Origin of the sequence: Vibrio sp. Scap24, from assembly GCF_013394185.1 — a bacterium.
GTDB lineage: Bacteria > Pseudomonadota > Gammaproteobacteria > Enterobacterales > Vibrionaceae > Vibrio > Vibrio pomeroyi.
On record NZ_CP041332.1, the window covers coordinates 2129399 to 2153049 of the forward strand.

A 23651-nucleotide genomic window follows, 5' to 3' on the forward strand; every position below is an offset into this window, starting at 1 on the left:
ATCTATCGTCACGCAATGATTAGGGATGTCGTGACCATGTCTTTAAATAAGAAAGAGTCTTCACAAAATAATAATGCACAGTCTGGGGCTAATGAGTTACCTGGGCTAGCTGCACCACTTAATGACCAACAATTAGGTCATCTTCAGCAAACTGTTTCTGAATTATCTTCTCAGCAACTGGCATGGGTCAGCGGCTATCTTTGGGGTGTGAGCCAAGCTCAGCCTGTAGGTGCAGCCGCACCAATCGCTCAAGCAGCCGCTGCTGTAGCCGCTAAACCAGCGGGTAAGCTAAGTATTATCTTTGCTTCTCAAACGGGTAACGCGAAAGGTGTTGCTGAATCGCTTGAAGCAGAAGCCAAAGCCTTAGGGATTGCCGTCGAGCTTTTCGATGCTAGTGACTACAAAGGTAAGAATCTAGCGAAAGAGACACACGTCATTTTTGTAGCATCAACCAATGGTGAGGGCGAAGCACCTGATAACGCTATTGAGCTGCACGAATTCCTTCAGTCTAAGAAAGCGCCAAAGCTAGCAAACCTACAATATGGTGTGATTGGTTTAGGTGACTCAAGCTACGAGTTCTTCTGCCAAACCGCCAAAGACTTCGATAACTTCCTGTCTAAGCTTGGAGCTAAATCGTTTGTCGATCGTCTTGATTGTGATGTCGATTATGAAGCGTCTGCAACAGAGTGGCGTGCGAAAGCGCTGTCACAAGTTCAAGAAGCATTGTCAACGGGCGCTGAAGCGGAAGTAGTTCAGCTACCAGTAGGTCAAGCGGCTGCTGGTCATTCGCAATACACTAAACAAAACCCATACACAGCGACATTGCTAACAAGTCAGAAGATCACTGGTCGTGACTCGGGTAAAGATGTTCGTCATATCGAGATTGATCTTGATGAGTCTGGTATCACTTACCAACCGGGTGACGCGTTGGGTGTGTGGTATGAAAACAGTTCAGAATTGGCGAATCAGATTCTCGCGAAGGTTGGGCTGTCTGGTATTGAGAGTGTCGATGTAGATGGTGAAAGCTTATCTATCCATAGCGCTCTAGTGAGCAAGTTCGAGATCACCACTTCAAACCCTCAGCTTGTAACTAAGTTTGCAGAGCTTTCGGGCAGCAAGAAGTTAATCAAGCTGGTGGAAGATAAAGACAAGCTTCGTGAATATGCAGGCAATACTCAGATCGTTGACGTACTAGCAGAGAAGAAAACCAAGTTATCGGCTGATGAGTTATTGGGCCTATTACGTAAGCTGACTCCGCGTCTCTACTCTATTGCATCGAGCCAAGCAGAAGTGGATGAAGAAGTTCACTTAACGGTTGGCTTAGTTGAATACCAAAAAGGTGAAGAATCTCGCTTAGGTGGAGCATCAAGCTTCTTGGCTCAGCGCCTTGAAGAAGGTGGCGAAGTTAAGGTGTTTGTAGAGAACAATAATAACTTCAAGCTACCACAAGACGACAACACGCCAATTATCATGGTCGGCCCAGGCACAGGTATCGCACCTTTCCGCAGTTTTGTTCAAGAGCGTGAAAATAATGATGCTCAAGGTAAGAGCTGGTTATTCTTCGGCGACCGTACCTTTACTCAAGATTTCCTATACCAAGTTGAATGGCAGAAATACCTCAAATCTGGTGCGCTAACTAAATTGGATGTTGCCTTTAGCCGTGACCAAAAAGAAAAAGTTTATGTTCAAGACCGTTTAATAGAACAAGCAGAGCAGGTTTGGCACTGGCTACAAGAGGGCGCGTACCTTTATGTTTGTGGTGATGCGACTCGAATGGCGAAAGATGTTCATGAAGCGTTAGTTACGATAGCGGAAAAACATGGCAACCAAAGCCGTGAGCAAGCTGAACAATATATTAATGATTTACGTAAAGCGAAACGTTACCAAAGGGATGTGTACTAATGAGCAAGCAAGTAATAGAGCAAGAAGTGCTAGGTCAAGTACTTGGACCTTTGGCTGACAATGAGCGTTTGAAGCGTGAAAGCAAGAATCTACGCGGTACGATTGAACAAGATCTTCAAGACCGTATAACTGGTGGTTTTACCGCAGACAACTTTCAGCTGATCCGCTTCCACGGTATGTATCAACAAGACGACCGTGACATTCGCAACGAGCGTGCAAAACAAAAGTTAGAACCTTTACATAATGTCATGCTTCGTGCGCGTATGCCTGGTGGCATCATTACACCTAAACAATGGTTAGCGATTGATAAGTTTGCAGATGAAAGTACCTCTTATGGGTCTATCCGTCTAACAACACGTCAAACTTTCCAGTTCCATGGTGTGTTGAAGCCGAACATTAAATTGATGCACCAAACGCTAAACAGTATTGGCATTGATTCAATTGCGACAGCAGGTGACGTAAACCGAAATGTTCTGTGTACAACAAACCCGGTTGAGTCCGAGCTTCATCAAGAAGCGTATGAGTGGGCGAAAAAGATCAGTGAACACCTACTACCTAAGACTCGCGCTTATGCAGAAATTTGGTTAGATGGTGAAAAATTAGAAACGACAGACGAAGAACCTATCCTAGGTAGCAACTATCTACCGCGTAAGTTCAAGACGACGGTTGTGATTCCTCCACAGAATGACGTGGACGTTCATGCCAATGATCTTAACTTTGTTGCGATTGCTAAAGACGGAAAGCTGGTGGGCTTTAACGTGTTAGTGGGTGGTGGCTTAGCTATGACGCACGGCGATACTTCTACCTATGCACGTAAAGCTGACGACTTTGGTTTTGTACCATTAGAGAAGACATTAGATGTAGCAGCAGCGGTTGTGACTACACAACGTGATTGGGGTAACCGTTCAAACCGTAAGAATGCAAAAACCAAATACACATTAGACCGTGTTGGCATTGATGTGTTCAAAGCGGAAGTTGAAAAGCGTGCCGGTGTCGAGTTCTCTGAAAGTCGTCCTTATGAGTTTACTGGCCGTGGTGACCGGATCGGTTGGGCGGAAGGTATCGACGGAAAACACCACTTAGCACTGTTTATTGAAAATGGTCGTTTACTTGATTTCCCAGGTAAGGCTTTGAAAACGGGTGTGGCTGAAATTGCGAAGATCCACAAAGGCGATTTCCGCATGACTGCAAACCAAAACTTAATTGTTGCGGGCGTGTCGACGAGCCAAAAAGCCAAGATTGAGAAACTGGCACGTCAATATGGTTTGATGGATGACGCGGTAAGCGAGCAACGCAAAAATTCAATGGCGTGTGTGGCATTCCCAACATGTCCTCTAGCAATGGCAGAAGCCGAACGTTTTCTTCCCGAGTTCGTGACAGATGTTGAAGACATTCTCAAGAAGCATGGATTACCAGAAGAAGATAACATCATCCTTCGAATCACTGGTTGTCCAAACGGTTGTGGTCGCGCGATGTTGGCTGAACTTGGTTTAGTGGGTAAAGCACCAGGTCGCTACAATATGCACTTAGGTGGGAACAAAGCAGGTACTCGTATTCCTAAGATGTATAAAGAGAACATCACATCAGCTCAGATCTTGGAAGAGATTGATTCACTGGTGGGACGCTGGGCTACAGAACGACAAGACAATGAAGGCTTTGGCGATTTCACTATCCGAGCTGGCATCATCGAAGAGGTGATCATTTCAAAGAGGGATCTGCATGCATAATTCTGTCGCTTCAAAGCTGAAGTTAGCAGAACTACTCGCATTGACTAAGACGGAGCAAATACTTCGTCTTGGACAAATTAATTCTGAGTTAGAACAGCTAACAGCATTAGAAAGAGTTAAGTGGGCATTAGAAAACTTGGAAGGAACACATGTGGTGTCTTCAAGTTTCGGCATTCAAGCCGCGTTAATGCTTCATTTGGTCACACAAGCAAAACCGGATATTCCCGTTATTTTGACGGATACAGGTTATCTATTCCCTGAAACGTATCGCTTTATAGATGAGTTAAGTCAGAAGCTGACTCTAAACCTTCAAGTCTTCCGAGCGCAGCAGAGCCCTAATTGGCAAGAAGCGCAATATGGCAAACTTTGGGATCAAGGTATAGAAGGGATAGAGAAGTACAACAAGCTTAATAAAGTAGAACCGATGAGACGTGCGCTAGATGAGCTTGAGGCTGGGACATGGTTTTCCGGTTTAAGAAGGGAGCAATCTCAATCGCGTGCAAACTTGCCAATTTTATCTATTCAAAATGGTGTGTTTAAATTCTTGCCGGTAATCGATTGGACGAATAAAGATGTTCACTACTACCTAGAAGAACACGGCCTAAGTTATCACCCGCTTCGAGAGCAGGGTTACCTTTCTGTTGGAGATACACATACGACTAAGAAATGGGAGCCGGGTATGACGGAAGAAGAAACCCGTTTTAATGGGTTAAAACGAGAATGTGGGCTTCATGAGGATGATGGAGAGCAATATGGCTCTGGGATTTAGATTCCTTTCTATTTAAAAGGCTGCCATAAGGCAGCTTTTTTGTTTCTAGGGGATAAGATTAAAGCGATTGTGGATAAGTCTGTGGTTATTTTGTAGGTACTTTGTAGTTAAAGTTGCATAAATAAGGCTTTGGGTGTTTATTCGGCATGTAGTCGTTATTTTTGCATTTTTCTTTAATAAACACTTGCCAATGTGATGAACATCTCTATAATGCCGCCTCATTGACACGGCAGACGCCACAAGGCTTCAGCGAAGAATGTTAGTGAGGCAACTAGCTTTAAGCGATTATTCGCTTCTACTTTTAGAAAGTAGAAATTAATTTTCAAAAGTGTTTGACACTGAGAATTAAATCGCTAGAATGGCCGCCTCTTCCGAAGTGATGTAAGTCACAATGAAGAGAAGCTCTTTAACAATTTAAACCTATCAATCTGTGTGGGCACTCGTTGATGAATATCAAAACGTCATTCTCAGGAATGGCAGTTACTTAGGTAACAAAATTGATTTCAATGAACTGAGTGACCAATACAAATAACTTCGGTTATTTGGCACAGTCAATTCATTATCATTCTGTTGGAATGGTAATAGCTTTAGAATTACTTTTTGTAGTTTTGAAGTCAGTATTCGTTGAGTCACAAAATCTTAAATTGAAGAGTTTGATCATGGCTCAGATTGAACGCTGGCGGCAGGCCTAACACATGCAAGTCGAGCGGAAACGACACTAACAATCCTTCGGGTGCGTTAATGGGCGTCGAGCGGCGGACGGGTGAGTAATGCCTAGGAAATTGCCTTGATGTGGGGGATAACCATTGGAAACGATGGCTAATACCGCATAATGCCTACGGGCCAAAGAGGGGGACCTTCGGGCCTCTCGCGTCAAGATATGCCTAGGTGGGATTAGCTAGTTGGTGAGGTAATGGCTCACCAAGGCGACGATCCCTAGCTGGTCTGAGAGGATGATCAGCCACACTGGAACTGAGACACGGTCCAGACTCCTACGGGAGGCAGCAGTGGGGAATATTGCACAATGGGCGAAAGCCTGATGCAGCCATGCCGCGTGTATGAAGAAGGCCTTCGGGTTGTAAAGTACTTTCAGTTGTGAGGAAGGGGGTAACGTTAATAGCGTTATCTCTTGACGTTAGCAACAGAAGAAGCACCGGCTAACTCCGTGCCAGCAGCCGCGGTAATACGGAGGGTGCGAGCGTTAATCGGAATTACTGGGCGTAAAGCGCATGCAGGTGGTTCATTAAGTCAGATGTGAAAGCCCGGGGCTCAACCTCGGAACTGCATTTGAAACTGGTGAACTAGAGTACTGTAGAGGGGGGTAGAATTTCAGGTGTAGCGGTGAAATGCGTAGAGATCTGAAGGAATACCAGTGGCGAAGGCGGCCCCCTGGACAGATACTGACACTCAGATGCGAAAGCGTGGGGAGCAAACAGGATTAGATACCCTGGTAGTCCACGCCGTAAACGATGTCTACTTGGAGGTTGTGGCCTTGAGCCGTGGCTTTCGGAGCTAACGCGTTAAGTAGACCGCCTGGGGAGTACGGTCGCAAGATTAAAACTCAAATGAATTGACGGGGGCCCGCACAAGCGGTGGAGCATGTGGTTTAATTCGATGCAACGCGAAGAACCTTACCTACTCTTGACATCCAGAGAAGCCAGCGGAGACGCAGGTGTGCCTTCGGGAGCTCTGAGACAGGTGCTGCATGGCTGTCGTCAGCTCGTGTTGTGAAATGTTGGGTTAAGTCCCGCAACGAGCGCAACCCTTATCCTTGTTTGCCAGCGAGTAATGTCGGGAACTCCAGGGAGACTGCCGGTGATAAACCGGAGGAAGGTGGGGACGACGTCAAGTCATCATGGCCCTTACGAGTAGGGCTACACACGTGCTACAATGGCGCATACAGAGGGCAGCAAGCTAGCGATAGTGAGCGAATCCCAAAAAGTGCGTCGTAGTCCGGATTGGAGTCTGCAACTCGACTCCATGAAGTCGGAATCGCTAGTAATCGTAGATCAGAATGCTACGGTGAATACGTTCCCGGGCCTTGTACACACCGCCCGTCACACCATGGGAGTGGGCTGCAAAAGAAGTGGGTAGTTTAACCTTTCGGGGAGGACGCTCACCACTTTGTGGTTCATGACTGGGGTGAAGTCGTAACAAGGTAGCCCTAGGGGAACCTGGGGCTGGATCACCTCCTTATACGAAGATATTCACGATAAGTGTCCACACAGATTGATGGTTTAGATTTAGTTAAAGCCAGAGCTTTAATTAATAACGCAAGTTATTGATTAAAGCTTTTTGCTTTATGCTCTTTAACAATTTGGAAAGCTGACTGATTGATTACTTACGAGTAATTCAATCAAATTTAAAAGTTCTCAATGTTTATCTTTTAGATAAACACAACAAACACATTCAAGTGTCTTGTATTCGATTCAAACTTGTTTGAATCACATTGAGTCCGGCAAACAGTCATTGAGAACTAACCCTTCTTAATGACAACCAAAAACCTTGGTTAGTTGCCATACACTAAGACCCTTTCGGGTTGTATGGTTAAGTGACTAAGCGTACACGGTGGATGCCTTGGCAGTCAGAGGCGATGAAAGGCGTAATAACTTGCGATAAGCCCAGATTAGGTAGTAATAACCTTTGAGTCTGGGATTCCTGAATGGGGAAACCCACTTACATAAGTAAGTATCCTGTTGTGAATACATAGCAACAGGAGGCAAACCGGGGGAACTGAAACATCTAAGTACCCCGAGGAAGAGAAATCAACCGAGATTCCGAAAGTAGCGGCGAGCGAAATTGGATTAGCCCTTAAGCTTTTAATGAGACAGATGAAGGCTCTGGAAAGTGCCGCAGTAAAGGGTGATAGCCCCGTAATCGACATCTCATCATCAGTGAAAACGAGTAGGGCGGGACACGTGATATCCTGTCTGAATATGGGGGGACCATCCTCCAAGGCTAAATACTACTGACTGACCGATAGTGAACCAGTACCGTGAGGGAAAGGCGAAAAGAACCCCTGTGAGGGGAGTGAAATAGAACCTGAAACCGTGTACGTACAAGCAGTAGGAGCACCTTCGTGGTGTGACTGCGTACCTTTTGTATAATGGGTCAGCGACTTAATTTTAGTAGCAAGGTTAACCGTTTAGGGGAGCCGTAGGGAAACCGAGTCTTAACTGGGCGTACAGTTGCTAGGATTAGACCCGAAACCAGGTGATCTAGCCATGGGCAGGTTGAAGGTTGAGTAACATCAACTGGAGGACCGAACCGACTAATGTTGAAAAATTAGCGGATGACTTGTGGCTAGGGGTGAAAGGCCAATCAAACCTGGAGATAGCTGGTTCTCCCCGAAAGCTATTTAGGTAGCGCCTCGGACGAATACTACTGGGGGTAGAGCACTGTTAAGGCTAGGGGGTCATCCCGACTTACCAACCCTTTGCAAACTCCGAATACCAGTAAGTACTATCCGGGAGACACACGGCGGGTGCTAACGTCCGTCGTGGAGAGGGAAACAACCCAGACCGCCAGCTAAGGTCCCAAAGTATAGCTAAGTGGGAAACGATGTGGGAAGGCTCAGACAGCCAGGATGTTGGCTTAGAAGCAGCCATCATTTAAAGAAAGCGTAATAGCTCACTGGTCGAGTCGGCCTGCGCGGAAGATGTAACGGGGCTAAGCTATACACCGAAGCTGCGGCTACGTACCTTAGGGTATGTGGGGTAGGGGAGCGTTCTGTAAGCCGTTGAAGGTGGTCTGTAAGGGCTGCTGGAGGTATCAGAAGTGCGAATGCTGACATGAGTAACGATAAAGGGAGTGAAAAACTCCCTCGCCGGAAGACCAAGGGTTCCTGTCCAACGTTAATCGGGGCAGGGTAAGTCGACTCCTAAGGCGAGGCCGAAAGGCGTAGTCGATGGGAAACGGGTTAATATTCCCGTACTTCTTACAATTGCGATGGGGGGACGGAGAAGGCTAGGTGGGCCTGGCGACGGTTGTCCAGGTTCAAGTACGTAGGCGGAAAGTTTAGGTAAATCCGGACTTTCATAACGCTGAGATACGATGTCGAGCTACTACGGTAGTGAAGTCATTGATGCCATGCTTCCAGGAAAAGCCTCTAAGCTTCAGATTGTAAGGAATCGTACCCCAAACCGACACAGGTGGTCGGGTAGAGAATACCAAGGCGCTTGAGAGAACTCGGGTGAAGGAACTAGGCAAAATGGTACCGTAACTTCGGGAGAAGGTACGCTCTTATCAGTGAAGTCCCTTGCGGATGGAGCAGACGAGAGTCGCAGATACCAGGTGGCTGCAACTGTTTATTAAAAACACAGCACTGTGCAAAATCGTAAGATGACGTATACGGTGTGACGCCTGCCCGGTGCCGGAAGGTTAATTGATGGGGTTAGACTTCGGTCGAAGCTCTTGATCGAAGCCCCGGTAAACGGCGGCCGTAACTATAACGGTCCTAAGGTAGCGAAATTCCTTGTCGGGTAAGTTCCGACCTGCACGAATGGCGTAATGATGGCCACGCTGTCTCCACCCGAGACTCAGTGAAATTGAAATCGCTGTGAAGATGCAGTGTACCCGCGGCTAGACGGAAAGACCCCGTGAACCTTTACTACAGCTTGGCACTGAACATTGAACCTACATGTGTAGGATAGGTGGGAGACTTTGAAACCGCGTCGCTAGATGTGGTGGAGTCGTCCTTGAAATACCACCCTTGTAGTTTTGATGTTCTAACGTTGGTCCCTGAATCGGGATTACGGACAGTGCCTGGTGGGTAGTTTGACTGGGGCGGTCTCCTCCCAAAGAGTAACGGAGGAGCACGAAGGTGGGCTAAACACGGTTGGACATCGTGTGGTTAGTGCAATGGCATAAGCCCGCTTGACTGCGAGAATGACAATTCGAGCAGGTGCGAAAGCAGGTCATAGTGATCCGGTGGTTCTGAATGGAAGGGCCATCGCTCAACGGATAAAAGGTACTCCGGGGATAACAGGCTGATACCGCCCAAGAGTTCATATCGACGGCGGTGTTTGGCACCTCGATGTCGGCTCATCACATCCTGGGGCTGAAGTCGGTCCCAAGGGTATGGCTGTTCGCCATTTAAAGTGGTACGCGAGCTGGGTTTAGAACGTCGTGAGACAGTTCGGTCCCTATCTGCCGTGGGCGTTGGAAAATTGAAGGGGGCTGCTCCTAGTACGAGAGGACCGGAGTGGACGAACCTCTGGTGTTCGGGTTGTCATGCCAATGGCATTGCCCGGTAGCTAAGTTCGGAATCGATAACCGCTGAAAGCATCTAAGCGGGAAGCGAGCCCTGAGATGAGTTTTCCCTGACGCTATAAGCGTCCTTAAGGGTTGTTCAAGACTAGAACGTTGATAGGCAGGGTGTGTAAGTGCTGCGAGGCATTGAGCTAACCTGTACTAATTGCCCGTGAGGCTTAACCATACAACACCCAAGGGGTTTTGTGGACTCAAAGACAGACCTTGAATGAGTTTGAAAGAGACTTTTAAATACAGTTTTCCAGATTATTTTGCCTTCAGTTTTTAAAAAAGCTGAAAGTAAAAGCAAAATTTGCTTGGCGACCATAGCATTGTGGACCCACCTGATTCCATGCCGAACTCAGAAGTGAAACACAATAGCGCCGATGGTAGTGTGGGGCTTCCCCATGTGAGAGTAGGACATCGCCAGGCTTTAATTTCGACTTTGTCTATTAAATAGACAAGTCACCATAGAGTTCTAAGTTTTCTTAGTATTTTATGTTGACTTTCAAAGTAGAAAGCGTATTATACGCGTCCTGCTTAAGTGCTAAGGCACTGAAAGCAAAGCTCTTTAACAATTTAAACCTATCAATCTGTGTGGGCACTCGTTGATGAATATCAAAACGTTATTACTTAGGTAATAGTAGTTACTTCGGTAACAACATTGATTTCAATGAACTGAGTGACCAATACAAATAACCTCGGTTATTTGGCACAGTCAATTCATTACCATTCTGTTGGAATGGTAATAGCTTTAGAATTACTTTTTGTAGTTTTGAAGTCAGTATTCGTTGAGTCACAAAATCTTAAATTGAAGAGTTTGATCATGGCTCAGATTGAACGCTGGCGGCAGGCCTAACACATGCAAGTCGAGCGGAAACGACACTAACAATCCTTCGGGTGCGTTAATGGGCGTCGAGCGGCGGACGGGTGAGTAATGCCTAGGAAATTGCCTTGATGTGGGGGATAACCATTGGAAACGATGGCTAATACCGCATAATGCCTACGGGCCAAAGAGGGGGACCTTCGGGCCTCTCGCGTCAAGATATGCCTAGGTGGGATTAGCTAGTTGGTGAGGTAATGGCTCACCAAGGCGACGATCCCTAGCTGGTCTGAGAGGATGATCAGCCACACTGGAACTGAGACACGGTCCAGACTCCTACGGGAGGCAGCAGTGGGGAATATTGCACAATGGGCGAAAGCCTGATGCAGCCATGCCGCGTGTATGAAGAAGGCCTTCGGGTTGTAAAGTACTTTCAGTTGTGAGGAAGGGGGTAGTGTTAATAGCGCTATCTCTTGACGTTAGCAACAGAAGAAGCACCGGCTAACTCCGTGCCAGCAGCCGCGGTAATACGGAGGGTGCGAGCGTTAATCGGAATTACTGGGCGTAAAGCGCATGCAGGTGGTTCATTAAGTCAGATGTGAAAGCCCGGGGCTCAACCTCGGAACTGCATTTGAAACTGGTGAACTAGAGTACTGTAGAGGGGGGTAGAATTTCAGGTGTAGCGGTGAAATGCGTAGAGATCTGAAGGAATACCAGTGGCGAAGGCGGCCCCCTGGACAGATACTGACACTCAGATGCGAAAGCGTGGGGAGCAAACAGGATTAGATACCCTGGTAGTCCACGCCGTAAACGATGTCTACTTGGAGGTTGTGGCCTTGAGCCGTGGCTTTCGGAGCTAACGCGTTAAGTAGACCGCCTGGGGAGTACGGTCGCAAGATTAAAACTCAAATGAATTGACGGGGGCCCGCACAAGCGGTGGAGCATGTGGTTTAATTCGATGCAACGCGAAGAACCTTACCTACTCTTGACATCCAGAGAAGCCAGCGGAGACGCAGGTGTGCCTTCGGGAGCTCTGAGACAGGTGCTGCATGGCTGTCGTCAGCTCGTGTTGTGAAATGTTGGGTTAAGTCCCGCAACGAGCGCAACCCTTATCCTTGTTTGCCAGCGAGTAATGTCGGGAACTCCAGGGAGACTGCCGGTGATAAACCGGAGGAAGGTGGGGACGACGTCAAGTCATCATGGCCCTTACGAGTAGGGCTACACACGTGCTACAATGGCGCATACAGAGGGCAGCAAGCTAGCGATAGTGAGCGAATCCCAAAAAGTGCGTCGTAGTCCGGATTGGAGTCTGCAACTCGACTCCATGAAGTCGGAATCGCTAGTAATCGTAGATCAGAATGCTACGGTGAATACGTTCCCGGGCCTTGTACACACCGCCCGTCACACCATGGGAGTGGGCTGCAAAAGAAGTGGGTAGTTTAACCTTTCGGGGAGGACGCTCACCACTTTGTGGTTCATGACTGGGGTGAAGTCGTAACAAGGTAGCCCTAGGGGAACCTGGGGCTGGATCACCTCCTTATACGAAGATACTCACGATAAGTGTCCACACAGATTGATTAGGTTTAGAAAAGTTAAGAGACGATATTGGGTCTGTAGCTCAGCTGGTTAGAGCGCTCGCCTGATAAGCGGGAGGTCGGTGGTTCAAGTCCACTCAGACCCACCAATATCGACCTAGATGGGGCTATAGCTCAGCTGGGAGAGCGCCTGCCTTGCACGCAGGAGGTCTGCGGTTCGATCCCGCATAGCTCCACCATCTTTAAGGGTTTTTCCCTAAGAATCTTTAAAAATGGTTTCGAAAGAAATCAAGCTCTTTAACAATTTGGAAAGCTGACTGATTGATTACTTACGAGTAATTCAATCAAATTTAAAAGTTCTCAATGTTTACCTTTAAGGTAAACACAACAAACACATTCAAGTGTCTTGTATTCGATTCAAACTTGTTTGAATCACATTGAGTCCGGCAAACAGTCATTAAGAATTAACCCTTCTTAATGACAACCAAAAACCTTGGTTAGTTGCCATACACTAAGACCCTTTCGGGTTGTATGGTTAAGTGACTAAGCGTACACGGTGGATGCCTTGGCAGTCAGAGGCGATGAAAGGCGTAATAACTTGCGATAAGCCCAGATTAGGTAGTAATAACCTTTGAGTCTGGGATTCCTGAATGGGGAAACCCACTTACATAAGTAAGTATCCTGTTGTGAATACATAGCAACAGGAGGCAAACCGGGGGAACTGAAACATCTAAGTACCCCGAGGAAGAGAAATCAACCGAGATTCCGAAAGTAGCGGCGAGCGAAATTGGATTAGCCCTTAAGCTTTTAATGAGACAGATGAAGGCTCTGGAAAGTGCCGCAGTAAAGGGTGATAGCCCCGTAATCGACATCTCATCATCAGTGAAAACGAGTAGGGCGGGACACGTGATATCCTGTCTGAATATGGGGGGACCATCCTCCAAGGCTAAATACTACTGACTGACCGATAGTGAACCAGTACCGTGAGGGAAAGGCGAAAAGAACCCCTGTGAGGGGAGTGAAATAGAACCTGAAACCGTGTACGTACAAGCAGTAGGAGCACCTTCGTGGTGTGACTGCGTACCTTTTGTATAATGGGTCAGCGACTTAATTTTAGTAGCAAGGTTAACCGTTTAGGGGAGCCGTAGGGAAACCGAGTCTTAACTGGGCGTACAGTTGCTAGGATTAGACCCGAAACCAGGTGATCTAGCCATGGGCAGGTTGAAGGTTGAGTAACATCAACTGGAGGACCGAACCGACTAATGTTGAAAAATTAGCGGATGACTTGTGGCTAGGGGTGAAAGGCCAATCAAACCTGGAGATAGCTGGTTCTCCCCGAAAGCTATTTAGGTAGCGCCTCGGACGAATACTACTGGGGGTAGAGCACTGTTAAGGCTAGGGGGTCATCCCGACTTACCAACCCTTTGCAAACTCCGAATACCAGTAAGTACTATCCGGGAGACACACGGCGGGTGCTAACGTCCGTCGTGGAGAGGGAAACAACCCAGACCGCCAGCTAAGGTCCCAAAGTATAGCTAAGTGGGAAACGATGTGGGAAGGCTCAGACAGCCAGGATGTTGGCTTAGAAGCAGCCATCATTTAAAGAAAGCGTAATAGCTCACTGGTCGAGTCGGCCTGCGCGGAAGATGTAACGGGGCTAAGCTATACACCGAAGCTGCGGCTACGTACCTTAGGGTATGTGGGGTAGGGGAGCGTTCTGTAAGCCGTTGAAGGTGGTCTGTAAGGGCTGCTGGAGGTATCAGAAGTGCGAATGCTGACATGAGTAACGATAAAGGGAGTGAAAAACTCCCTCGCCGGAAGACCAAGGGTTCCTGTCCAACGTTAATCGGGGCAGGGTAAGTCGACTCCTAAGGCGAGGCCGAAAGGCGTAGTCGATGGGAAACGGGTTAATATTCCCGTACTTCTTACAATTGCGATGGGGGGACGGAGAAGGCTAGGTGGGCCTGGCGACGGTTGTCCAGGTTCAAGTATGTAGGCGGAAAGTTTAGGTAAATCCGGACTTTCTTAACGCTGAGATACGATGTCGAGCTACTACGGTAGTGAAGTCATTGATGCCATGCTTCCAGGAAAAGCCTCTAAGCTTCAGATTGTAAGGAATCGTACCCCAAACCGACACAGGTGGTCGGGTAGAGAATACCAAGGCGCTTGAGAGAACTCGGGTGAAGGAACTAGGCAAAATGGTACCGTAACTTCGGGAGAAGGTACGCTCTTATCAGTGAAGTCCCTTGCGGATGGAGCAGACGAGAGTCGCAGATACCAGGTGGCTGCAACTGTTTATTAAAAACACAGCACTGTGCAAAATCGTAAGATGACGTATACGGTGTGACGCCTGCCCGGTGCCGGAAGGTTAATTGATGGGGTTAGACTTCGGTCGAAGCTCTTGATCGAAGCCCCGGTAAACGGCGGCCGTAACTATAACGGTCCTAAGGTAGCGAAATTCCTTGTCGGGTAAGTTCCGACCTGCACGAATGGCGTAATGATGGCCACGCTGTCTCCACCCGAGACTCAGTGAAATTGAAATCGCTGTGAAGATGCAGTGTACCCGCGGCTAGACGGAAAGACCCCGTGAACCTTTACTACAGCTTGGCACTGAACATTGAACCTACATGTGTAGGATAGGTGGGAGACTTTGAAACCGCGTCGCTAGATGTGGTGGAGTCGTCCTTGAAATACCACCCTTGTAGTTTTGATGTTCTAACGTTGGTCCCTGAATCGGGATTACGGACAGTGCCTGGTGGGTAGTTTGACTGGGGCGGTCTCCTCCCAAAGAGTAACGGAGGAGCACGAAGGTGGGCTAAACACGGTTGGACATCGTGTGGTTAGTGCAATGGCATAAGCCCGCTTGACTGCGAGAATGACAATTCGAGCAGGTGCGAAAGCAGGTCATAGTGATCCGGTGGTTCTGAATGGAAGGGCCATCGCTCAACGGATAAAAGGTACTCCGGGGATAACAGGCTGATACCGCCCAAGAGTTCATATCGACGGCGGTGTTTGGCACCTCGATGTCGGCTCATCACATCCTGGGGCTGAAGTCGGTCCCAAGGGTATGGCTGTTCGCCATTTAAAGTGGTACGCGAGCTGGGTTTAGAACGTCGTGAGACAGTTCGGTCCCTATCTGCCGTGGGCGTTGGAAAATTGAAGGGGGCTGCTCCTAGTACGAGAGGACCGGAGTGGACGAACCTCTGGTGTTCGGGTTGTCATGCCAATGGCATTGCCCGGTAGCTAAGTTCGGAATCGATAACCGCTGAAAGCATCTAAGCGGGAAGCGAGCCCTGAGATGAGTTTTCCCTGACGCTATAAGCGTCCTTAAGGGTTGTTCAAGACTAGAACGTTGATAGGCAGGGTGTGTAAGTGCTGCGAGGCATTGAGCTAACCTGTACTAATTGCCCGTGAGGCTTAACCATACAACACCCAAGGGGTTTTGTGGACTCAAAGACAGACCTTGAATGAGTTTGAAGAGTTACTTTTAAATTACAGTTTTCCGAATTTTAAAATTTGCTTGGCGACCATAGCATTGTGGACCCACCTGATTCCATGCCGAACTCAGAAGTGAAACACAATAGCGCCGATGGTAGTGTGGGGCTTCCCCATGTGAGAGTAGGACATCGCCAGGCTTTAATTTCGACTTTGTCTACTAAGTAGACAAGTCACCATAGAGTTCTAAGTTTTCTTAGTATTTTATGTTGACTTTCAAAGTAGAAAGCGTATTATACGCGTCCTGCTTGAGTGCTAAGGCACTGAAAGCAAAGCTCTTTAACAATTTAAACCTATCAATCTGTGTGGGCACTCGTTGATGAATATCAAAACGTTTTATCATTAGATAAAACAGATTCTTCGGAATCAAAATGATTTCAATGAACTGAGTGACCAATACAAATAACCTCGGTTATTTGGCACAGTCAATTCATTATCATTCTGTTGGAATGGTAATAGCTTTAGAATTACTTTTTGTAGTTTTGAAGTCAGTATTCGTTGAGTCACAAAATCTTAAATTGAAGAGTTTGATCATGGCTCAGATTGAACGCTGGCGGCAGGCCTAACACATGCAAGTCGAGCGGAAACGACACTAACAATCCTTCGGGTGCGTTAATGGGCGTCGAGCGGCGGACGGGTGAGTAATGCCTAGGAAATTGCCTTGATGTGGGGGATAACCATTGGAAACGATGGCTAATACCGCATAATGCCTACGGGCCAAAGAGGGGGACCTTCGGGCCTCTCGCGTCAAGATATGCCTAGGTGGGATTAGCTAGTTGGTGAGGTAATGGCTCACCAAGGCGACGATCCCTAGCTGGTCTGAGAGGATGATCAGCCACACTGGAACTGAGACACGGTCCAGACTCCTACGGGAGGCAGCAGTGGGGAATATTGCACAATGGGCGAAAGCCTGATGCAGCCATGCCGCGTGTATGAAGAAGGCCTTCGGGTTGTAAAGTACTTTCAGTTGTGAGGAAGGGGGTAACGTTAATAGCGTTATCTCTTGACGTTAGCAACAGAAGAAGCACCGGCTAACTCCGTGCCAGCAGCCGCGGTAATACGGAGGGTGCGAGCGTTAATCGGAATTACTGGGCGTAAAGCGCATGCAGGTGGTTCATTAAGTCAGATGTGAAAGCCCGGGGCTCAACCTCGGAACTGCATTTGAAACTGGTGAACTAGAGTACTGTAGAGGGGGGTAGAATTTCAGGTGTAGCGGTGAAATGCGTAGAGATCTGAAGGAATACCAGTGGCGAAGGCGGCCCCCTGGACAGATACTGACACTCAGATGCGAAAGCGTGGGGAGCAAACAGGATTAGATACCCTGGTAGTCCACGCCGTAAACGATGTCTACTTGGAGGTTGTGGCCTTGAGCCGTGGCTTTCGGAGCTAACGCGTTAAGTAGACCGCCTGGGGAGTACGGTCGCAAGATTAAAACTCAAATGAATTGACGGGGGCCCGCACAAGCGGTGGAGCATGTGGTTTAATTCGATGCAACGCGAAGAACCTTACCTACTCTTGACATCCAGAGAAGCCAGCGGAGACGCAGGTGTGCCTTCGGGAGCTCTGAGACAGGTGCTGCATGGCTGTCGTCAGCTCGTGTTGTGAAATGTTGGGTTAAGTCCCGCAACGAGCGCAACCCTTATCCTTGTTTGCCAGCGAGTAATGTCGGGAACTCCAGGGAGACTGCCGGTGATAAACCGGAGGAAGGTGGGGACGACGTCAAGTCATCATGGCCCTTACGAGTAGGGCTACACACGTGCTACAATGGCGCATACAGAGGGCAGCAAGCTAGCGATAGTGAGCGAATCCCAAAAAGTGCGTCGTAGTCCGGATTGGAGTCTGCAACTCGACTCCATGAAGTCGGAATCGCTAGTAATCGTAGATCAGAATGCTACGGTGAATACGTTCCCGGGCCTTGTACACACCGCCCGTCACACCATGGGAGTGGGCTGCAAAAGAAGTGGGTAGTTTAACCTTTCGGGGAGGACGCTCACCACTTTGTGGTTCATGACTGGGGTGAAGTCGTAACAAGGTAGCCCTAGGGGAACCTGGGGCTGGATCACCTCCTTATACGAAGATATTCACGATAAGTGTCCACACAGATTGATTAGGTTTAGAAAAGTTAAGAGACGATATTGGGTCTGTAGCTCAGCTGGTTAGAGCGCTCGCCTGATAAGCGGGAGGTCGGTGGTTCAAGTCCACTCAGACCCACCAATATCGACCTAGATGGGGCTATAGCTCAGCTGGGAGAGCGCCTGCCTTGCACGCAGGAGGTCTGCGGTTCGATCCCGCATAGCTCCACCATCTTTAAGGGTTTTTCCCTAAGAATCTTTAAAAATGGTTTCGAAAGAAATCAAGCTCTTTAACAATTTGGAAAGCTGACTGATTGATTACTTACGAGTAATTCAATCAAATTTAAAAGTTCTCAATGTTTACCTTTAAGGTAAACACAACAAACACATTCAAGTGTCTTGTATTCGATTCAAACTTGTTTGAATCACATTGAGTCCGGCAAACAGTCATTAAGAATTAACCCTTCTTAATGACAACCAAAAACCTTGGTTAGTTGCCATACACTAAGACCCTTTCGGGTTGTATGGTTAAGTGACTAAGCGTACACGGTGGATGCCTTGGCAGTCAGAGGCGATGAAAGGCGTAATAACTTGCGATAAGCCCAGATTAGGTAGTAATAACCTTTGAGTCTGGGATTCCTGAATGGGGAAACCCACTTACATAAGTAAGTATCCTGTTGTGAATACATAGCAACAGGAGGCAAACCGGGGGAACTGAAACATCTAAGTACCCCGAGGAAGAGAAATCAACCGAGATTCCGAAAGTAGCGGCGAGCGAAATTGGATTAGCCCTTAAGCTTTTAATGAGACAGATGAAGGCTCTGGAAAGTGCCGCAGTAAAGGGTGATAGCCCCGTAATCGACATCTCATCATCAGTGAAAACGAGTAGGGCGGGACACGTGATATCCTGTCTGAATATGGGGGGACCATCCTCCAAGGCTAAATACTACTGACTGACCGATAGTGAACCAGTACCGTGAGGGAAAGGCGAAAAGAACCCCTGTGAGGGGAGTGAAATAGAACCTGAAACCGTGTACGTACAAGCAGTAGGAGCACCTTCGTGGTGTGACTGCGTACCTTTTGTATAATGGGTCAGCGACTTAATTTTAGTAGCAAGGTTAACCGTTTAGGGGAGCCGTAGGGAAACCGAGTCTTAACTGGGCGTACAGTTGCTAGGATTAGACCCGAAACCAGGTGATCTAGCCATGGGCAGGTTGAAGGTTGAGTAACATCAACTGGAGGACCGAACCGACTAATGTTGAAAAATTAGCGGATGACTTGTGGCTAGGGGTGAAAGGCCAATCAAACCTGGAGATAGCTGGTTCTCCCCGAAAGCTATTTAGGTAGCGCCTCGGACGAATACTACTGGGGGTAGAGCACTGTTAAGGCTAGGGGGTCATCCCGACTTACCAACCCTTTGCAAACTCCGAATACCAGTAAGTACTATCCGGGAGACACACGGCGGGTGCTAACGTCCGTCGTGGAGAGGGAAACAACCCAGACCGCCAGCTAAGGTCCCAAAGTATAGCTAAGTGGGAAACGATGTGGGAAGGCTCAGACAGCCAGGATGTTGGCTTAGAAGCAGCCATCATTTAAAGAAAGCGTAATAGCTCACTGGTCGAGTCGGCCTGCGCGGAAGATGTAACGGGGCTAAGCTATACACCGAAGCTGCGGCTACGTACCTTAGGGTATGTGGGGTAGGGGAGCGTTCTGTAAGCCGTTGAAGGTGGTCTGTAAGGGCTGCTGGAGGTATCAGAAGTGCGAATGCTGACATGAGTAACGATAAAGGGAGTGAAAAACTCCCTCGCCGGAAGACCAAGGGTTCCTGTCCAACGTTAATCGGGGCAGGGTAAGTCGACTCCTAAGGCGAGGCCGAAAGGCGTAGTCGATGGGAAACGGGTTAATATTCCCGTACTTCTTACAATTGCGATGGGGGGACGGAGAAGGCTAGGTGGGCCTGGCGACGGTTGTCCAGGTTCAAGTACGTAGGCGGAAAGTTTAGGTAAATCCGGACTTTCTTAACGCTGAGATACGATGTCGAGCTACTACGGTAGTGAAGTCATTGATGCCATGCTTCCAGGAAAAGCCTCTAAGCTTCAGATTGTAAGGAATCGTACCCCAAACCGACACAGGTGGTCGGGTAGAGAATACCAAGGCGCTTGAGAGAACTCGGGTGAAGGAACTAGGCAAAATGGTACCGTAACTTCGGGAGAAGGTACGCTCTTATCAGTGAAGTCCCTTGCGGATGGAGCAGACGAGAGTCGCAGATACCAGGTGGCTGCAACTGTTTATTAAAAACACAGCACTGTGCAAAATCGTAAGATGACGTATACGGTGTGACGCCTGCCCGGTGCCGGAAGGTTAATTGATGGGGTTAGACTTCGGTCGAAGCTCTTGATCGAAGCCCCGGTAAACGGCGGCCGTAACTATAACGGTCCTAAGGTAGCGAAATTCCTTGTCGGGTAAGTTCCGACCTGCACGAATGGCGTAATGATGGCCACGCTGTCTCCACCCGAGACTCAGTGAAATTGAAATCGCTGTGAAGATGCAGTGTACCCGCGGCTAGACGGAAAGACCCCGTGAACCTTTACTACAGCTTGGCACTGAACATTGAACCTACATGTGTAGGATAGGTGGGAGACTTTGAAACCGCGTCGCTAGATGTGGTGGAGTCGTCCTTGAAATACCACCCTTGTAGTTTTGATGTTCTAACGTTGGTCCCTGAATCGGGATTACGGACAGTGCCTGGTGGGTAGTTTGACTGGGGCGGTCTCCTCCCAAAGAGTAACGGAGGAGCACGAAGGTGGGCTAAACACGGTTGGACATCGTGTGGTTAGTGCAATGGCATAAGCCCGCTTGACTGCGAGAATGACAATTCGAGCAGGTGCGAAAGCAGGTCATAGTGATCCGGTGGTTCTGAATGGAAGGGCCATCGCTCAACGGATAAAAGGTACTCCGGGGATAACAGGCTGATACCGCCCAAGAGTTCATATCGACGGCGGTGTTTGGCACCTCGATGTCGGCTCATCACATCCTGGGGCTGAAGTCGGTCCCAAGGGTATGGCTGTTCGCCATTTAAAGTGGTACGCGAGCTGGGTTTAGAACGTCGTGAGACAGTTCGGTCCCTATCTGCCGTGGGCGTTGGAAAATTGAAGGGGGCTGCTCCTAGTACGAGAGGACCGGAGTGGACGAACCTCTGGTGTTCGGGTTGTCATGCCAATGGCATTGCCCGGTAGCTAAGTTCGGAATCGATAACCGCTGAAAGCATCTAAGCGGGAAGCGAGCCCTGAGATGAGTTTTCCCTGACGCTATAAGCGTCCTTAAGGGTTGTTCAAGACTAGAACGTTGATAGGCAGGGTGTGTAAGTGCTGCGAGGCATTGAGCTAACCTGTACTAATTGCCCGTGAGGCTTAACCATACAACACCCAAGGGGTTTTGTGGACTCAAAGACAGACCTTGAATGAGTTTGAAGAGTTACTTTTAAATTACAGTTTTCCGAATTTTAAAATTTGCTTGGCGACCATAGCATTGTGGACCCACCTGATTCCATGCCGAACTCAGAAGTGAAACACAATAGCGCCGATGGTAGTGTGGGGCTTCCCCATGTGAGAGTAGGACATCGCCAGGCTTTAAATTATGAACGACTTGTCAGCGACGACAAGTAGTCCACTGCGGAGTGGTAGTTCAGTTGGTTAGAATACCGGCCTGTCACGCCGGGGGTCGCGGGTTCGAGTCCCGTCCACTCCGCCACTTATTCGATAACCTCGCCTAGTGCGAGGTTTTTTCGAATCTGAAGTAAGATAAAGTTTTAGGGGTGTAGCTCCAATTGGCAGAGCAGCGGATTCCAAATCCGCGTGTTGGGAGTTCGAATCTCTCCACCCCTGCCATATTTAAGGCTCTAGCAGAAATGCTAGAGCCTTTTTGCTTTTTGGCGTTAGACATGTAATTGACAGATCAGCAGATTCCGCTAACACCAAAACACCACGTGTTGGGAGCTCATCCCTCTCTACCTCAACCATATATATGACCTGAACAGAAATGCTGAGTTTTTTGTATCTGTCACTTTTTAAAAGTGGTTAAGAAATAAGCCTCAATCTCCTTAAGGCTACACTTCAGAATCTAAAGCGTTTGAGCTAGCAAAACTCTTATATACGCTTCTACGGCGAATATCTTAGCTTCTAGGCGTTGATCTAATAGAGTAAATCTAATTAACACCATGCAACTCTCATCCTTTGAGTAGTCGATGGCCGGATAATTAGGCTTTATCCTGTTTCACCTCTTCTTTTTTGATGTATCACCTGTTTAGCTAGCTTAAGTCGTCGTTACTCTCGCCCCTAACTCTAAGATGACTTACTCCTCTCTCGTTTCTCACCACTTTCACTTGATTTGAAATTACTGGTTTAGGTTGCTAACGGTCATTTACACTATTAACCCTCATATCTATATTTTTGTGGTTTTGGGTTCTATCAAAGCGAATTATAGGCATTGAGCTTAGCTGCTTTAAAGCTTGTTTAGTTAGTACTCTCGCGCAGTTTATGATTTGGGAATACAGAGAAGTCCATGATTGAGTCTAGTTATCTGTTCTTGGTAAAAGAAGGTTGAGGACTGTTAGAATCTAGGGGCAAGACAAGATGAATATGGAGAATTAAGCCTTCAGTGGTAGATGGATATAAAAAAGGCCGCTTAAGTAAGCGGCCTATGTTCACAAATAGGGAGTGTTAATCTAACTCTTTCTCGGCTTGTTTTGCTTTCTCTATCATAGGAGTAATCGTTGAGCCTTGAACCAGAATCGAGAACACTACAACGGCATAGGTCATGACAAGGATTATCTCTTTAACATCTATCGCCTTGTCTTCAATTACCCAGATACCTGAAGGGATTGAAAGAGCCATTGCTAGTGCTAAGCCGCCACGTAAGCCGCCCCAAGTTAGAATATTGATTGACCATGGGTTGTAAGTTCTAAAGCGTTTAAATCCAATGTATGACAAGAAAACACTTAGGTAGCGCGCACTCAATACGAGAGGGACTGCGAATGCCATTAAGATCCAGTCTTCTTGGTGGAACTTGAACAGTAGCATCGACATACCAATCAACAAGAATAGTACGCCATTTAAAAACTCATCTATCAGTTCCCAGAAGTGGTCTAGGTGGTCTTCACTCTCTTTAGAGAACCCAATAAAACGAGTCCAGTTACCAATCATGATACCGGATACCACCATAGCTAGTGGACCTGATACATGTAAAACCTCAGCGAAGGCATAACCAGCCGTTGGTATACCGATGGTTAGTAGTAGCTCCATTGAGTGGTCATCGGTGTTGCTGATTAGATAATGAAATATCAAACCTAAAGCAAATCCGTAGACGATACCACCAATAGCCTCTTGGACGAACAGCATGGTTACGCTGCCTACCGTCGGTGCTTCTGTGCCGAATGCGATGGTAAATAGGGTAACGAAGATGACTAAGCCAAAGCCATCATTAAATAGAGACTCTCCTTCGATTTGAGTTGAGATTCGTCTTGGGGCATCAAGTTTCTTCACTATCGCTAACACTGCTATTGGATCGGTAGGAGAGATTAAAGAACCAAAGAGTAAGCAATAAATCAGATCAAATTGAATACCGATGAATTGACAGAATCCATAGAGCACAAAGCCGATAAAGAATGTTGAAAACAGAGTAGCGCCCAACGCGAGTACCGTTATTTCCCACTTCTGGTCTTTTAGGTTCGGTAATTTAATTCCTAAACCGCCAGCAAAAAGTAAGAAGCCAAGTATTCCTTTGAGTAGGAAGTCTTCAAAGTTGATACTGGCAACGGTTTCTGAGGCGATGTCAGCCAGTTGGAACCAATTATTTTGTCCTGCAATGATAATCAATAGAGACAGCATCATTGAGCCAGCAGTGATGGCGATGGTTGTCTGCATTTTACCAATTTTGGTATTCACGAAAGCAATGAGCATTGCCGCTGCGGATAAGAAGCATAAGGTGTAATAGACCGACATTGGGATTCCAACATGTAACAAAGTATGAATATGAATTTTCGTTCTCTCATGCTCAAATAGCAAACATTTTTTTGTCATG

General features: G+C 47.7%; 4 protein-coding genes, 6 tRNA genes and 9 rRNA genes. 18 read left to right on the plus strand and 1 reads right to left on the minus strand.

Annotated features, from left to right (window positions below):
• Positions 1-36: 36 nt before the first annotated feature.
• The 18 genes from FLM53_RS09545 (at position 37) to FLM53_RS09630 (ending at position 21460) form a co-directional block, all read left to right on the plus strand.
• Entirely contained in the window at positions 37-1902 is a 1866-nt protein-coding gene (locus FLM53_RS09545; protein WP_176680817.1) for an assimilatory sulfite reductase (NADPH) flavoprotein subunit, read from the plus strand.
• Positions 1902-3629 carry an assimilatory sulfite reductase (NADPH) hemoprotein subunit gene (gene cysI, locus FLM53_RS09550; protein WP_176680818.1) on the plus strand — a complete coding sequence of 576 codons (1728 nt, stop codon included), beginning with the start codon at positions 1902-1904 and terminating at the stop codon, positions 3627-3629. The genes FLM53_RS09545 and cysI overlap by 1 nt, the downstream gene beginning before the upstream one ends.
• Entirely contained in the window at positions 3622-4398 is a 777-nt protein-coding gene (locus FLM53_RS09555) for a phosphoadenylyl-sulfate reductase (protein ID WP_176680819.1), read from the plus strand. Before cysI ends, FLM53_RS09555 begins: the two co-directional genes overlap by 8 nt.
• A gap of 641 nt (positions 4399-5039) precedes the next feature.
• A 16S ribosomal RNA gene (locus tag FLM53_RS09560) occupies positions 5040-6594 on the plus strand.
• Between the two features lie 349 nt (positions 6595-6943).
• Positions 6944-9835: ribosomal RNA gene (locus FLM53_RS09565) — 23S ribosomal RNA — on the plus strand.
• A 129-nt stretch (positions 9836-9964) separates the two neighbouring features.
• Positions 9965-10080, plus strand: a 5S ribosomal RNA gene (gene rrf / locus FLM53_RS09570).
• A 376-nt stretch (positions 10081-10456) separates the two neighbouring features.
• Positions 10457-12011: ribosomal RNA gene (locus FLM53_RS09575) — 16S ribosomal RNA — on the plus strand.
• 67 nt (positions 12012-12078) lie between these two features.
• Positions 12079-12155, plus strand: a tRNA-Ile gene (locus FLM53_RS09580).
• A 14-nt stretch (positions 12156-12169) separates the two neighbouring features.
• Positions 12170-12245 (plus strand) — tRNA-Ala (locus FLM53_RS09585).
• 294 nt (positions 12246-12539) lie between these two features.
• A 23S ribosomal RNA gene (locus FLM53_RS09590) occupies positions 12540-15431 on the plus strand.
• A 94-nt stretch (positions 15432-15525) separates the two neighbouring features.
• Positions 15526-15641 (plus strand): 5S ribosomal RNA (gene rrf, locus FLM53_RS09595).
• A gap of 375 nt (positions 15642-16016) precedes the next feature.
• Positions 16017-17571, plus strand: a 16S ribosomal RNA gene (locus FLM53_RS09600).
• A gap of 67 nt (positions 17572-17638) precedes the next feature.
• Positions 17639-17715, plus strand: a tRNA-Ile gene (locus FLM53_RS09605).
• 14 nt (positions 17716-17729) lie between these two features.
• Positions 17730-17805, plus strand: a tRNA-Ala gene (locus tag FLM53_RS09610).
• A 294-nt stretch (positions 17806-18099) separates the two neighbouring features.
• Positions 18100-20991 (plus strand): 23S ribosomal RNA (locus tag FLM53_RS09615).
• 94 nt (positions 20992-21085) lie between these two features.
• Positions 21086-21201, plus strand: a 5S ribosomal RNA gene (gene rrf / locus FLM53_RS09620).
• The 16S, 23S and 5S rRNA genes sit together here with 6 tRNA genes alongside, the layout of an rRNA operon.
• A gap of 45 nt (positions 21202-21246) precedes the next feature.
• Positions 21247-21323: transfer RNA gene (locus FLM53_RS09625), tRNA-Asp, on the plus strand.
• Between the two features lie 60 nt (positions 21324-21383).
• Positions 21384-21460 (plus strand) — tRNA-Trp (locus FLM53_RS09630).
• Between the two features lie 831 nt (positions 21461-22291).
• Here the strand turns inward: FLM53_RS09630 and FLM53_RS09635 are convergent.
• Positions 22292-23572, minus strand: a complete 1281-nt coding sequence (locus tag FLM53_RS09635; RefSeq protein WP_176680820.1) for a sodium:proton antiporter — start codon at positions 23570-23572, stop codon at positions 22292-22294.
• Between the last annotated feature and the right edge of the window lie 79 nt (positions 23573-23651).